Origin of the sequence: Enterococcus sp. DIV0183 (assembly GCF_050541505.1) — a bacterium.
Lineage (GTDB): Bacteria > Bacillota > Bacilli > Lactobacillales > Enterococcaceae > Enterococcus > Enterococcus faecalis.
Map to the genome: position 1 here is coordinate 1,164,636 of NZ_CP172932.1, position 15,067 is coordinate 1,179,702.

Consider the following 15,067-nt stretch of genomic DNA (forward strand, 5'->3'; position numbering starts at 1 on the left):
TTACTAGTAAGGTCAATGTATACCATAGCAGTACTTGAGAAAAGTAGAAGTGTTTCTGATGTTAGATATGTGGGCTGTATGTTGACTGATTTTCCTTTGAAGTTGAATAATAAGTTCGTGAATAATCGGAAATACTATATTTTTTCTGGTGAACAGATGGATTAGTGAAGATTGATACTGAACAGTCAATTGTTTTAAAAAAAGTGATTTTCAAATGGTAATAAAAGTATATTTAAAGGAACTCGAATTTTCAGAAAGTAGCTTCAAACTTAGTTTGAAAGAATAGCTTTCGGCTATAAAAAAAGTTAAAAGGAGCCTGCCATGTTACAGAAATATATAGAAATTTTAACAAGAGACGAGGTCATCTTTCGTAAAAAGCCAGATGGAACAGAAGTAAATTATTTTCTATTTCCAGAGTTTGAAATACATATAAATAGCTTGCCAGGAAAAACTGTGCAAGGTTGGCATAAGCATCACGAAATCGAAGAAGTTTTACTTGTGCAGTCGGGAAAAGTGAAAATAGAAGAGCTAGAAAATCAGCAAATTATTTCAAGAATTTGTGCAGAAGGAGAACTTATTCGGATGCATAAAAGTCTTCATCGGATTAGTAATCCTGATACGTTATCTGCATCATTTACAGTATTTCGTTTTGTTCCACAAGGGCAAAATCAACAAGAATGCATAAAAAATGATAAAGAAGAATTCTCTGATGCGGCAGTACAACGGCTTCTAAAAATCAATGATTCGTTGTGATCGTTATTTTTAAACTTTTCTTTTCCCCCTCCTAGAAAACACAAAACCGTGGTACAATAACTTACGTAATAGACACACCTACTCCGAATGTCAAAAAAGGGCAGAAAAGTAGACAAGAAATTGTTTAAGGAGTAAAGTAAACTTACTTAAAATTTTGGGGGAAATAAAATGTATGATGTAATTATCATTGGTGCCGGTCCTGCTGGGATGACGGCAGCACTTTATGCATCACGGTCCAATCTTTCTGTATTAATGATTGAACGCGGTGCGCCTGGTGGGCAAATGAACAACACTGCTGAGGTAGAGAATTACCCAGGCTTTGATTCTATTATGGGTCCAGAATTGGCCTATAAAATGTATGAAAATGTAGAAAAATTTGGTACGGAAAATGCGTATGGTATTGTGATGGGCATTGAAGACCACGGATCCTATAAAGAAGTGATTTGTGATGACAAATCTTATGAAGCTAAAGCGGTAATTATTGCAACAGGCTGTGAACACCGAAAATTGGGTGTAAAAGGCGAAGAAGAATTTGCTGGCCGTGGTGTTTCTTATTGTGCTGTTTGTGACGGTGCTTTCTTTAAAAATAAACGCTTAGTAGTCGTTGGCGGCGGCGATTCTGCAATTGAAGAAGCAATCTATTTAACGCAATTTGCTTCTGAAGTAGTGATTGTTCACCGTCGTGATGAATTGCGTGCGCAAAAAATCATTCAAGATCGTGCCTTTGCAAATGAAAAGATTTCCTTTGTTTGGGATACAGTTGTCGAAGAAATTGTTGGCAATGAAATGGTCGTGACAGGTGTGAAAGCACGGAATGTCAAAACAGATGAAGTTTCTGAAATTGAAGCAAACGGCGTGTTCATTTACGTGGGGCTAGATCCATTAACAGAACCATTTAAAAAAGCTGGTATTACGAATGAGGCTGGTTGGATTGAAACAGACCAAGAAATGAGAACAAAAATTCCTGGTGTTTATGCCATTGGTGATGTCCGTGAAAAAACATTGCGTCAAATCACGACAGCGGTCGGTGAAGGCGGTATTGCTGGACAACAAGTATTTAACTATATTGAAGAATTAAAATAAAAAAATGCTTTTGCCTTTAATAATAAGGGCAAAAGCATTTTTTTAATAGGTTCCTTTAATGACAAAATAAGAGCCGCGAATGGTTCCAGCTAATTTTGATTTTTGACGAGCAAATTTGAATTTTCCTTCAAATTCTGCAGGGATTGCCATACCATCTGAAAGTTTAAACCCAACGGCGCGTTTGCCTTCCTCAGCTAATGTGTACATCACGTTAACTGCTAAGCCGTTTTCATAAAATACATAGGCCATTTTTATGCCATCTAAAGTGAAAGAAGAAATTTCAAGTGGCTTGTAAGGGAAATGTAATTCTCGTTCTAATAAAATTTTTTCAATCCAGGCCAATGTTTCTGGAGCTTCAGAGGCAGGGACGGTCGTAAAGCGATGTTTGTATTTATTCCAAAAATAGCGAGCTTCATTCGCTCTTAGTCCAGCAAGGGCAGGTGCCACTGGTGAACTTTCTAAACCAATAGTGGCTACTTCTTTAAAATCAACTGTATAAACCATGAATTGATACTCCCATCTTTTCTTTTAAACTAAGTATAACGGTAGCAGGGGTAACGAACAATTATTATTACTTAAAAGAATGAAATTGGGACAGAACGATCGGCTTCGGAAAATGTTAAGGTTTCCTAATGCGTAGTTTCTGTCCCAAAGAGTATTTTAAGATTTGGTTATTTCGTGATAAGTTATACGCTTGTGCTTATTTATTGGCATCTAAGGTAACTTTTTCATCTGCCGTAGTCGTTTTAACATCTACTGTATAAACAAGTTTATTGTTATTTTTGGTTAACTTCCAAGTCAAAATACGTGGAGAAAGTCCTCCAACTTCTTTTTTTGCTTTGGCTAAAACGTCGTTAACAGCGCCTAATTCTTTGACTTCAGCAGCTGAAAAGGCTGTCTCGTTTTCGCCAAGTTGATTTGCTTCAGTATTTTTGGTGACTTTTCCTGTTTCAGGATTCACGTAAAGTGTTTCTGTATCGTTAGTAAAGATATAGCTGTAGTCACTTGCTGGTTCTGTATCAAATTGGACATTTACTAATGGTTTGCTGTTGCCAGCTTCTTTTTCATAGATTTCAGCAGCTTGCTGCAAACTAACTTTGTACTTAGTATCTGTGACAGCATCTTTTCCTATGCCACAACTAGCTAAAATAAAAATAGCTCCTAAAAGTGAAAAAAATAGTAAAAATGGTTTTTTTAACATGAAATTACCTCGTTTCTTTTTATTAAGCATTCACAATCATTTAGTATACGGTGGTTTTATAAAAATTACAAACAAAAAATAATCCTTTAAGAGAAATTAAAGGATTATTTTTTGTTATTTATTCTGCACGTAAAGCAACTGCCGCATCTTTTTTCGCTGCCATTCGGGCAGGGATATGGCCACCAATCATGGTTAAGATTGTGCTAATTACAATCAAAATAATCCCGTGAATTGGATTTAAGGTGGCAACATTTTCTAAATCAGTCAGGTTATAGAGCACTGCATTGATCGGAAATGTTGCGAGAAAGGCAATCACAACACCAAGAATACCAGAGGCAACGCCTAAAATAGCAGTTTCGGCATCGAACACCCGGGTAATATCTTTTTTACGAGCTCCTAACGCTTTCAGGATACCGATTTCTTTGGTCCGCTCAATGACAGAAGTATAGGTGATAATCCCAATCATAATCATACTTGTAACAAGGGAAATCCCAGCAAATGCAATCAGCACATAGGTGATGGCATCCATTAAACCACCTGTTAAGCGGGTCATTGTTCCAGCTAAATCAGAATAGATGATTTGGTCTTTTTTATCTTTTCCTTTGTTATAAGCATCTAAATAATCAAGAATTTTATCTTTTGATTTGAAGTCGTTTGGATAAATCATAATACTTGAAGGAATTTCATTCGCTCCTAAATAAGACAACAGGTTTTCTTTCGCGGAAGCATCTAATGTTTCGTTAGTCATAACGTTAGTGTTGCTGGCTTCTTGCGCTTTAACAATATCAGAGGTTTTGTTTTTGGCAACCATATTAGTTGAAAGTGCATCGCTATAAGCAATTCCAGGTGCTAATAGATTCATTGTTGAAGAATCTTTAATTCGCAAAATCCCTGAAATTGTTAATTCGGTATTTTCTGGATTATCGTAAACAGCTTGCAAATCTTGGTTAGGAATGAAGTTGCCTGTCGGTAATTTGGTGTAAAATGCATTATTATTGGCTAACTTCATTTTTGTGCCGACAATGTCTGAAAAGGCAATCTTTTGATTATCTTTCACGTCAAAGCCAAGATTTTTTAAAGCATTAATATTGGTGGTATTGTTACTATCGACGATTAAAACGACATCGGTTTCTTTTTCTGGATAATTTCCTTCAAGCAACGAGTAATTGTCTTTTAAGAAATTGTTTTTTCCATTTTCTAGTTGTTTAGGAAAAGCAGAAACGCCGACGCCAGTTTGGGCAGCCATCATAGAAGCCATCGCGTTTGATTGGCCGTCGGGTGCATCGTTTGAAAATTTGACAGCTTGTGCTTTCCCGTTGATTTCTCTTAATAAGTTCATATTGACTAGACGAGTATAGCCGATATTATTACTTAATTCAGGATCAATGTGATTGACATAGTCAATAAACTTTTGATCAATTAAATTCGTGTGTTGCGCACGGTCCGCATCGCTAATTTTAGCAGTCACTTCTTTTTCTTTCGGGAAGGTGCCTTTCTTGTCCTGATTATTGAAACTTTCTGGATCTTGATCTGTCGCTATTTTAGAAATGGTAATCGGAAATTGCGCTAACGTTTCCGACTGAGTTTTATCAATTTGTTTCTGGAATCCTGTTGAAAGAGAAAGGACAATCGCGATACTGATAATTCCGATACTTGAAGCAAAGGCGGTTAAAAAAGTTCGCCCTTTTTTAGTGCGGATATTATTAAAAGATAAACGCAGCGCAGTCGTGAATTTCATTTTGGTGCGTTTCAATTCGAAAGGTTCTTTTTTTTCATGTTCAATATGAGGACGCGAGTCATGACGAATTTGGCCATCTGAAAATTCAATAATTCGATCAGCGTATTCGTGAGCTAATTCAGGATTGTGGGTCACCATAATAACTAATTTTTCTTTCGAAAGTTCTTGGATAAGTGCCATAATTTGCAGACTGGTTTCTGAATCCAATGCACCAGTTGGTTCATCACAAAGTAAAATATCGGGATCATTAGCTAAAGCGCGAGCAATGGCAACCCGTTGCATTTGACCGCCAGATAATTGGGAAGGTTTTTTATGGATATGGTCCTTCAAACCGACACGGATGAGTGCATCTTCGGCTTTTTGGCGTCTTTCTGCTTTTGAAATACCACTCAGTGTCATACCAAGCTCGACATTATCCAAAATCCCTTGATGACTAATTAAGTTGTAACTTTGAAAAATAAAACCAATTGAGTTATTCCGATAAGCATCCCAGTCGGCTTCTTTAAAATTTTTTGTTGATTTGCCGTTAATGATTAAGTCACCAGAATCGTAATTGTCCAATCCGCCAATCACATTCAACATCGTCGTTTTACCAGAGCCGCTGGGACCCAGAATGGCTACAAATTCTTGTTTTCGAAAAGCGACAGAGACGCCATCTAAAGCTTTAGTGGTCGTTCCGCCGACAGTATAATATTTTTTTATCTCTTTGAGTTCTAGCATATTTTTCGCATCCTTCTTCCAATTTATCAACAATACAACCTTAAGTTAGTGTATAACGTAACATAATAGTTAACAAAAATCAATCATTACCATTTGATAATCAAGTGAATTTAGTATACACTAGGTGGGAAACGAGGGAGAACATATGGATAAAGAGAAGCATTCATCAAATTTAGATATTAGTGTCTTTACTGAAATTTTTTCATATATGAGCCAATTGCTTTTTAAAGACCTAGACTTGGAGGATCTAAAATTAACCAAGTTAGACATGTTAATTTTATTAATTGTGGCAACAAATGAAGGAATTAGTATGACGGAGTTAGCCAACCAAGTAGGAACGTCGAAAGTTCAAGTGAGTCGCTCTATTGCGGGGTTAGAAGAACGAGCGATTGTTCAACGTCGCCATAATCAAGAAAATCGCCGCGTGGTTAATGTTTATACGACAAAAGAAGGCGAGAAGCTCTTTAAGCAAAAAGAAAATCAAGTAAAACAGCAACTATCTGAAACGCTTAGTGTTCTTTCCTTAGAGGATTATCAAGAGGTCAATCAACACTTTTTGGCGGTCATGAAAATTTTGTCCAATTATCAAGCGCTACGAAGAAAAACGTGTAAGGAAAACAACGCCAAAAAATAAAAAACATCGTTTGGCTATAAACCAAACGATGTTTTTTCTAGCCTTTGACAGAGCCAGAAGTCACGCCTTCTACATAGAAACGTTGCATTAATATAAATAAAATAGTAATTGGAATGGCAATTAGCACACATCCTGCTGTAAAAGCCATGAATAGTGAATTGGCTGTTGATTTGGTCATCATCGAAAAGAGACCAATTGCAACGGTGTAATTTTCAACTTTATCACCCATAATAACTTTTGCGAAAATAAAATCCATCCAAGGGCCCATGAAGGCGGTTAAAGAAGTATAGACAATAATTGGTTTCGACAATGGCAACGTAATTTTTGTGAAAATTTGCCACTTGTTGGCACCGTCAATCATAGCCGATTCGTCTAAAGCCATCGGAATGGTATCGAAGAACCCTTTGGCGATGTAAAAACCTAGCGCCGAGCCTGCAGAGTAAACCAGAATTAAAGCGAATAAACTTTCAGTTAAATTTAAGGCTTTTAAAATATAGTAAACGGCAATCATGCTCATAAAACCAGGGAACATATTTAAAACGAGCGCCACTTTTAAAAATGGTTTTCTTAAGCGGAAACGCAACCGTGACAGCGCATAAGCCATTGCGATTGTAATAAAAGTTGATAACAGACAGCTTGCGATGGAGACGAACAAGGTGTTCAAAAACCAACGGACAAAGGGGAAGTTGCCAGTCTGATTTGTTAATAATACTTTATAATTTTCTAAAGTGAATGTTTTGGGAATGATATAGGGAACAAATGCACCGCCTTCGCCACGAAAACTTGTTAAGATAATCCACACAATGGGGAACATCCAAAAAACTGCTAAAATGGTTAGAATGATGTAAACGCTGGTAAGTGCAGTGCGTTGTTTTTTCTGGTAACTTTTTGCTTTAGCCATAAGTTACGCCTCCTTAAATGAATTCGTCCGTGTATAGGCAATTAAACTGAAGACTGCGGAGAGAATGAAGATTAAAATACCAATCACAGAGGCTAAATTGTAATCCATTGTATCGACAGTCAATTTATATAACCAGGTAACTAAAAGGTCAGTTGAGCCTGCACCGTAGAAGTTAGAATTGGCTGGCCCACCACCTGTTAATAGATAAATGACATTGAAGTTATTGATGTTGCCAATAAACTGTTGAATCAGCGCCGGGGTCATCACAAATAGAATTTGTGGAAACGTAATACTTTTAAAAATTTGCCATTTATTGGCACCGTCAATTCTAGCTGCTTCGATTTGATCTTCAGGAAGGTTTTGGATAATCCCTGTAGAGATTAACATCGTAGCAGGAATACCAATCCACATATTGACAACAATAATGGTTAATTTTGCCCAATTCGGATCTGTTAAGAAGGGGATAGAAGAATCGATTAAGCCCCAATTTAACAACAGAGCATTGATAGGTCCAGAACCATTTAAGAGGTTTCGCATAATTAAAAGTGAAACAAACGGAGGTACGGCCATCGTGATAACAAAAATAGTCCGCCAAAATGCTTTATATTTTAAGCCTTTTGTATTGATAAGCAAGGCTAAAATGATTCCAAAAAAGAAACAAGTTGCGGTTGCGAAAACAGCCCAAATCAAGGTCCAGCCAAGTACTGGAAAGAACGTTGAAGCCATATCGCCTGTGATTACATTGCCTAGATTTGCCAATCCAACCCAAGTAAAAAGGTTTTTCGGTGGCAAATGGTTATGGTCGTAGTTGGTAAAGGCAATTGAAATCATATACAACAACGGCAAGATGGTAAAGAAAAGAACGCCTAGTAAGGGGATCGTCATTAAAGTTGCATGGAAACGTTCGTTTAACAAGCTACGTAAATCATCCATAGTTGTTGGAATTTTTTTGCCGGCTGTCTTTAATTCATATAGGTGACGGGCGCTTTTTAAATTGATTACATATAAAATGATTAGCGATAAACAGACTAAAATTGCTGCAATTCCGAATAATAATAAGAGCATTGAATTATCGCCTTCTTTTAGAACTTCAATCCCTAAAGAATCATCATATACTAATCCTTGCTGTTGGGTCCCTAGTGTTCCTAGCATCATTAATGCGTGGAAACCATTACGGATTAACCAATAGATAAAGCCAATTTCAGCTGTTAAAAAGATGATTCCCTTTAACCACTGCTTGTTGGCGAAGTTTGCAGCACCCATAACTAAAAAAGATAGTTTTGTAGCGAAGTCGCCTTTTTTAAAGACCTCTCGAAATGACGTCTGGGCTTTCTTTTTCTTGAACATCTTCGTTCACTCACTTTCTACTTAAATAAAAAAGATAGAGGAAATGGGACAGCAGATTGAAGCTCGTCCCATTTCTTTACTCTTTTTATTCTTTTGCTTCTTTTGATGTGTCTTGGACTAATTTATCTAATTTTGCTTGATAATCCGCAGGTTTGATATTGCCTTTGTACGTATCATTGATCACTGCATCCATCGCAGGCCAGAATGAAACGATTTCTGGGATTTTTGGCATTACCACAGAGTGGGTTGGTTGCGCCATTTCTAAGATAGCTTTTGCAACAGTATCTTGTGTAATTTCTTCGTTTGTTTGTAATTTTTTGTTTGAAGGGACAAAACCGATTTCTTTAAAGTAAGTCATTTGTGCTTTTTCGCTGGTTAAATAGTTTGCTAATGTCATTGCGGCCAATGGTGCTTGTGTTTGTTGGTTGACAGCAAAACTACGAACGCCCAAGAAAGCTTTCATTTGTTTTTCTCCATTGCCAAAATCAATGGTTGGGTAGGCAGCGGCCCCCATTTTGTCGCCAAGAGCTTTTTCTACATCGTTTTTAGACCAAGGGCCAGAAAGGAAGGCATCCGTTTTGCCAGAACCTAGATTAGACAATGCTTCTGTATTTGATTGGATCACACCAGGATTATTTTTTTGATCGGCAATCCATTGTAATACCTCAATGCCTTGTTGATTATTAAAGTTGGTACCTTTTGGATCTTCGCCATTTTCACCATATAAGTAATCGCCGTTACTCATAAATAGAGGACCGAAGATATAATTTGCGCCATCTTCGCCAAAATTGGTACCGATTTTGCCTTTTTCAGTTAAAGACTTCCAAGTTTTGATTTCCTCTGGAGAATACGTATCTTTGTTATAATAAAGAACTTGTGACTCTACGGCATAAGGGTAGGCATAGACTTTGTCTTTCCAAGTGACTCCTGCGACTGCCGAGTCGATATTGTTTTCTTTGACTTCTTTTTCATATTTTGTGTTAGGGTAAATCAGACCAGCTTCTGCCATTTGACCAATTTGATCATGTGGCATCATGAAAACATCTGCGGCAGCTTTAGGATCTTTTGCAATGTCTTTTTTAGCATCTGCCGAATTTCCAGCAGTTAAGTTAACTTTAATATCGGGGTTTTCTTTTTCAAAATCGGCGACAACTTTTTTAAAGACGCCCATATATTCAGTATCAACCCATAATTTTACGTCACCAGCTGCTTTATTTGCTGAACCGCTTTCATTTTCAGCTTTCGTTTTTTCTGCGCCACCACAGGCAGTAAGTAAAACCGCGGAAGCACTTAAAAGGATACCGCCCATTAAAATCTTTTTCCAATTCGCTTTCATTTTTGAACCCTCCAAAAATTATTTTTTACAAGTCTTATTATGCAACCGATTGCGGAAATAATCAAGTGTTTTTCATCGAGAAAGTTAAAAAAGTTTTTTTGTTATAAATAACATACTGTTTATTTAAAGTGGTGTATACCACTAATTGAGCATTTTAAATAAAAAAATAAAAAAGGGTATACAAATGCAATCGTTTGCGCTAAAATGTGTTCGAGTATTAGAAAATACACGGAAAGCGACAATTAAAGGAGAGAATTAAATGAACACTGCTGCAATCTACCATCGTCCAGAAAGTGAATTTGCTTATCTTTATACAGAAGAAACCATGCATATTCGTTTGCGTACGGCAAAAGGCGACATTGCCTCTGTCCAATTAGTGCAAGGAGACCCTTATCTTTTAGGAAAAGAAAAGTGGTACCAACAGTCGTTAACCATGGAGAAGTTAGTATCTACGGAGTTATATGATTACTGGTTTATTGCATTAAGTGCAAAATTTAAACGCCTTTCATATGCTTTTACTTTAGTAGGGACGGATGGCTTGACGGCGTTTTATGGCGAACACGGCATTTATCCTTTAGAAGAAAAGTATTTAGCGATGGCGAATAATTATTTTCGGATGCCGTATTTTCATGAAATCGATCGTTTTAAAGCACCTGAATGGGTGAAAGAAACGGTTTGGTATCAAATATTTCCAGAGCGTTTTGCAAATGGTGATCCCGCCAATGATCCTGAAGGGACGTTGCCGTGGGGATCTAAAAGACCAGATCGACAAGATTTTTTTGGTGGGGATTTGCAAGGGGTGCTAGATCATCTTGATTACATTGAAGATTTAGGTGTTAACGGCTTATATTTTTGCCCAATTTTTGAAGCGTTTTCTAATCACAAATATGATACGATTGATTATTTAAAAATTGACCCAGCTTTTGGTGATGGCGCTACCTTTAAGCGTTTAGTCGAAGAGTGTCATCGACGGGGCATTAAGATTATGTTGGACGCCGTTTTTAATCATATGGGGGACACTTCGCCTCAATGGCAAGATGTGTTAAAAAATGGCCAGGACTCAATTTATGCCGATTGGTTCCACGTAAATGAGTTTCCAGCTAGCTATGAAGAAAGTGCTGATTTTGAAGAAGCAAGCAACATTACCTATGATACTTTTGCATTCACTCCGCATATGCCTAAATTAAATACAGCAAATCCAGAAGTGCAAGCCTATCTTTTAGAAATTGCTCGTTATTGGATTGAGGAATATGATATTGACGCCTGGCGTTTAGATGTGGCAAACGAAGTGGATCATGCGTTCTGGAAAAAATTCCGGCAAACATGTGATGACGCAAAAGAAGATTTTTATATTTTAGGAGAAATTTGGCACTCGTCGCAAAGCTGGCTCCAAGGAGACGAATTTCATGCAGTGATGAATTATGCATACACAGATGCGATTATGGGCTACTTTGTCAAGCAAGAACTGTCCTTGGAAAAGATGCTTTCTGAAATGAACAACCAGTTAATGCTCTATCGACAACAAACGAATCAAATGCAGTTTAATGTTTTAGATTCCCACGATACACCACGCTTATTGCATGAAACGAAAGAGGATAAAGAGCTGATGCGCCAAGTATTAGCGTTTACGTATATTCAACCAGGTGTCCCTTGTCTTTACTATGGTGATGAAATTGGTATGACAGGTGATATGGATCCTGATTGTCGTCGTTGTATGGTTTGGGAGGAAAATCAGCAAGATTTGGATTTGAAGGAATTTGTAAAATCATTGATTGCCCTTCGCAAAAAGTATGCGGCTGTTTTTTCTGGTGGAACAATCGATTGGACAGGAACTTCTTTTGAAACGGGGTTGATTAGACTCGCTTGTTGTTTGGAGGAACAAACGATCTATGGGATTTTTAATACTGGCCAAGAGACACAATTTGTCGATAGAACTGATCGAGAAGTTTTGCTAAGTTCTTCTATCGAAATTGCTTCAGAACAGATAATGGTTTTACCAAAAGGTTTTCTTTTATATCAAGCATAATAATTAAGCAAAGGAATGTGAAGAAGGATGGAAAAACATTGGTGGCAAGAAGTCGTGGTTTATCAGATTTATCCTCGCAGTTTTAAGGATAGCAATGGAGATGGCATTGGAGATTTACCAGGAATTATTGAAAAATTGGATTATTTGGAAACGTTAGGCATTGGGGCTATTTGGTTATCACCAGTTTATCAATCACCCAATGATGACAATGGTTATGACATTTCTGATTATGAAGCGATTATGACAGAGTTTGGGACGATGGCGGATATGGATCGTCTAATTGAGGAAGCGAAAAAACGAAAGATTGAAATTATTATGGATTTAGTGGTTAACCATACCTCAGATGAACATCGTTGGTTTATTGAAGCGAAAAAAAGCAAGGAGAATCCCTACCGAGACTATTATGTATGGGCTGATCCTGCTTCAGATGGCGGTGTGCCTAACCGATTGAAATCTGCTTTTTCGGGTTCGGCGTGGACGTTTGATGAAGCGAGTGGGCAATACTATTTGCATTTGTTTAGTAAAAAACAACCAGATTTAAATTGGGAAAACCAACAAATGCGTCAGTCGGTTTACGAGATGATGAATTTTTGGATTGATAAAGGAATTGGCGGTTTCCGTTTAGATGTAATTGACTTAGTGGGTAAAATTCCAGGAGAAGAGATCACCGCGAATGGACCTCATTTACATCGTTATTTACAAGAAATGAACGCCGCGACATTTGGCGGCAAAGAGCTGTTAACTGTGGGTGAAACATGGGGGGCCACACCTGAAATTGCAAAAATGTACTCTAGTCCAGAGCGTCATGAATTATCTATGATTTTTCAGTTTGAACATATGAGCTTGGATCAACAACCAGGTAAAGAAAAATGGGACCTTCAGCCAATGGAAGTTGCCAAGTTGAAACAGGTTTTTGCAAAATGGCAAACAGAATTAGGAAATGATGGCTGGAATTCTTTATTTTGGAATAACCATGATTTACCGAGAATGATTTCACGTTGGGGAAATGATCAGGAACATTGGTTGGAAAGTAGTAAGTTATTCGCTATTTTACTGCACATGATGAAAGGCACACCTTATATTTATCAAGGGGAAGAAATTGGTATGACCAATACGCCGATTACAGATATTCGTGAAGCGCGGGACATCGAAACGATTAACATGTACCATGAGTATCTAGAAAAAGGATATTCTAAAGAAGAAATTTTGCTGAAAATTAATACTAAAGGTCGTGATAATGCACGCCGGCCTATGCAGTGGACCGCTGAAAAAAATGCGGGCTTTACGACTGGTACACCTTGGATTGATGTTAATCCCAATTATCAAACGATTAACGTCGCTGCTGCTTTGGCAGATAAAAATTCACTATTCTATACGTACCAAGAAATGATTCGTTTGAGAAAAGAACATCCTTTAATTGTTTGGGGCAACTTTGAATTGCTAGAAACAGTGGACGAAGTGATCAGTTTTTATCGTACCTATGGTGAGGAACGCTGGCTTGTTGTAACGAACTTTTCTGACAAAGTTCAGCCATTTTCTGCAGACGTTCATGTAGAACAAGTAATGATTGAAAATATGCCGACAGATGTCACTGCTTTAGCAGATTATTCGTTAGCGCCTTGGCAAGCATTTGTTGTGAAAGTGAGTCAATAAGATGGAACAATGGTGGAAAAATGCTGTCGGTTATCAAATTTATCCTCGGAGTTTTAAAGATAGCAACGGGGATGGCATTGGTGATTTGCAGGGAATTATTGAGAAATTACCGTATTTAAAAGAACTAGGGGTCGATTTTTTATGGTTAAATCCGATTTACACTTCGCCAAACGTTGACAATGGTTATGATATTGCGGATTATCAAGGGATTCAGCCAGAATTTGGTACGATGGAAGATTTTCAAGAACTTTTGGACCAAGCGCATCAATTAGGTTTGAAGATTATTCTTGATTTAGTGGTCAATCATACAAGTAATCAACATCCGTGGTTTGTTGAAGCGAAAAAAAGTTTAGATAATCCGTATCGTGAGTATTATTTATGGGCCGATGCGACACCAAATCGTATGCCGAATGAATGGCAAAGCTTTTTTGGTGGCTCGACTTGGACGTATGACGCGGGTACAAAGCAAGCATATTTTCATGTGTTTGCAAAAGAGCAACCTGATTTGAACTGGAAAAATCCTAAAGTTCGTGAAGAGATTTATGCGATGATTCGCTGGTGGTTAGATTTGGGAATTGATGGTTTCCGATTGGATGCGATTAGCCATATCCAAAAAGAACCTTGGAATTTTAAGATTACCACGAATCCATGGGCTCCATTTATGAATGTAAAAGGCATTGAAGACTATATGCTGGATTTGAAAGCTATTTTTGCTGAGTATGACATCATGACAGTGGGGGAAGCTAGTGGCGTTTCAAGTAAAAAAGCGGTGGAATGGACCAATGATGCGGGCTATCTGAATATGATTTTTGAATTAGAGCACAATGTTCGAGAAGGAAAGCCAGGAGAAGAACGGTTAAATATTTTAGGCTATAAAAAAGTAATGGCTCGCTGGCAAAAGCATTTAGGGACAGAAGGCTGGAATGCATTATATGTAGAAAATCATGATAATCCCAGAATCAATTCGATTTTAGGCAATGAAACCTCTCATTCTGCTAAGGCGATTGGAACAATCGCCTTGCTCTTGCGAGGAACGCCGTTTATTTATCAAGGACAGGAAATCGGCATGGTTAATTATCCGTTTCAACAGATTGACGAGTTAGATGCTAAAGATTCTCATAACCATTATCGTTTGCTTATAGAAAGTGGCTACGATGCGAAACAAGCATTAAAAGAAGTGGCGCATTGGACGCGGGACCATTCGCGTACGCCTATGCAGTGGACGAGTCAAGAGGCAAGTTCATTCACCTCGGGGCATCCGTGGTTAGCAATTCATCCCAATTTCAAAGAAATAAATGTGGCTGACCAAGAAACGGATGCGCAATCCGTGTTGAATTATTATAAAAAGTTAATTGCGTTGCGGAAAGACAATCCAGTCTTTACAGATGGACAGTTTGAACTATTAGCGCCCAATCATCCGTCTGTTTTTGCTTTTTTAAGAAAAACAACTGAGGCAACAGCGTTAGTGATTGTCAATTTAAGTGGAGAAAAGTGCCAATTTGACTTGCCGAGTAAATTACTGGGCAGAAAGTGGCAACAATTGTTAGGGAATCAAGATTTTACGGTGAAGAAACGGATGCAGTTAGCACCTTATCAGGCAGGCGTATTCCAATAACTGATTTGTTCTATAACGAGTGCAAGAGGCTTACTTTTAAGTAGGACTCTTGCACTCGTT

12 protein-coding genes are annotated in these 15,067 nt (G+C 37.8%); 6 read left to right on the plus strand and 6 right to left on the minus strand.

The features are described from left to right. The first annotated feature begins 321 nt into the window (after positions 1-321). Positions 322-753, plus strand: a complete 432-nt coding sequence (locus IGK72_RS05845) for a cupin domain-containing protein (protein WP_002379393.1) — start codon at positions 322-324, stop codon at positions 751-753. A gap of 168 nt (positions 754-921) precedes the next feature. After that, the gene (gene trxB, locus IGK72_RS05850) at positions 922-1,836 is read left to right on the plus strand and encodes a thioredoxin-disulfide reductase (protein ID WP_070415881.1); all 915 of its coding nucleotides are present in this window, start codon (positions 922-924) and stop codon (positions 1,834-1,836) included. A gap of 42 nt (positions 1,837-1,878) precedes the next feature. Here trxB and IGK72_RS05855 read toward each other — a convergent pair whose 3' ends face one another. The 3 genes from IGK72_RS05855 to IGK72_RS05865 form a co-directional block, all read right to left on the minus strand. Continuing rightward, a complete protein-coding gene (locus IGK72_RS05855; RefSeq protein ID WP_002355960.1) occupies positions 1,879-2,340 on the minus strand; it encodes a hypothetical protein in 462 nt (153 codons plus the stop codon). Between the two features lie 196 nt (positions 2,341-2,536). Further along, positions 2,537-3,037, minus strand: coding sequence for a plasmid sex pheromone cAM373 precursor (camE, locus tag IGK72_RS05860; protein WP_002358931.1), 501 nt, complete (start codon positions 3,035-3,037; stop codon positions 2,537-2,539). 118 nt (positions 3,038-3,155) lie between these two features. Then, entirely contained in the window at positions 3,156-5,495 is a 2,340-nt protein-coding gene (locus IGK72_RS05865; RefSeq protein ID WP_010826929.1) for an ATP-binding cassette domain-containing protein, read from the minus strand. A 124-nt stretch (positions 5,496-5,619) separates the two neighbouring features. Between IGK72_RS05865 and IGK72_RS05870 the strand changes: the two genes are divergently transcribed. Then, positions 5,620-6,129: a MarR family winged helix-turn-helix transcriptional regulator gene (locus tag IGK72_RS05870; protein WP_002365578.1), complete on the plus strand. Its 510-nt coding sequence runs from the start codon at positions 5,620-5,622 to the stop codon at positions 6,127-6,129. A 37-nt stretch (positions 6,130-6,166) separates the two neighbouring features. Here IGK72_RS05870 and IGK72_RS05875 read toward each other — a convergent pair whose 3' ends face one another. The 3 genes from IGK72_RS05875 to IGK72_RS05885 form a co-directional block, all read right to left on the minus strand. Beyond that, positions 6,167-7,030, minus strand: coding sequence for a sugar ABC transporter permease (locus IGK72_RS05875; protein ID WP_002360454.1), 864 nt, complete (start codon positions 7,028-7,030; stop codon positions 6,167-6,169). Between the two features lie 3 nt (positions 7,031-7,033). Beyond that, positions 7,034-8,377 carry a carbohydrate ABC transporter permease gene (locus IGK72_RS05880; protein WP_002357775.1) on the minus strand — a complete coding sequence of 448 codons (1,344 nt, stop codon included), beginning with the start codon at positions 8,375-8,377 and terminating at the stop codon, positions 7,034-7,036. Between the two features lie 85 nt (positions 8,378-8,462). Continuing rightward, positions 8,463-9,713: an extracellular solute-binding protein gene (locus tag IGK72_RS05885; protein WP_002382263.1), complete on the minus strand. Its 1,251-nt coding sequence runs from the start codon at positions 9,711-9,713 to the stop codon at positions 8,463-8,465. Between the two features lie 259 nt (positions 9,714-9,972). On the opposite strand from IGK72_RS05885, the gene IGK72_RS05890 reads away from it, so the two are divergent. The 3 genes from IGK72_RS05890 to IGK72_RS05900 are packed head-to-tail and all read left to right on the plus strand — an operon-like array spanning position 9,973 to position 15,007. Next, complete coding sequence (locus IGK72_RS05890; protein WP_023895306.1) at positions 9,973-11,739, plus strand: glycoside hydrolase family 13 protein; 1,767 nt, start codon at positions 9,973-9,975, stop codon at positions 11,737-11,739. 27 nt (positions 11,740-11,766) lie between these two features. After that, a complete protein-coding gene (locus IGK72_RS05895) occupies positions 11,767-13,392 on the plus strand; it encodes a glycoside hydrolase family 13 protein (protein WP_016626466.1) in 1,626 nt (541 codons plus the stop codon). 1 nt (position 13,393) lies between these two features. Next, positions 13,394-15,007, plus strand: a complete 1,614-nt coding sequence (locus tag IGK72_RS05900; protein ID WP_430608915.1) for a glycoside hydrolase family 13 protein — start codon at positions 13,394-13,396, stop codon at positions 15,005-15,007. The last annotated feature ends 60 nt before the right edge of the window (positions 15,008-15,067 follow it).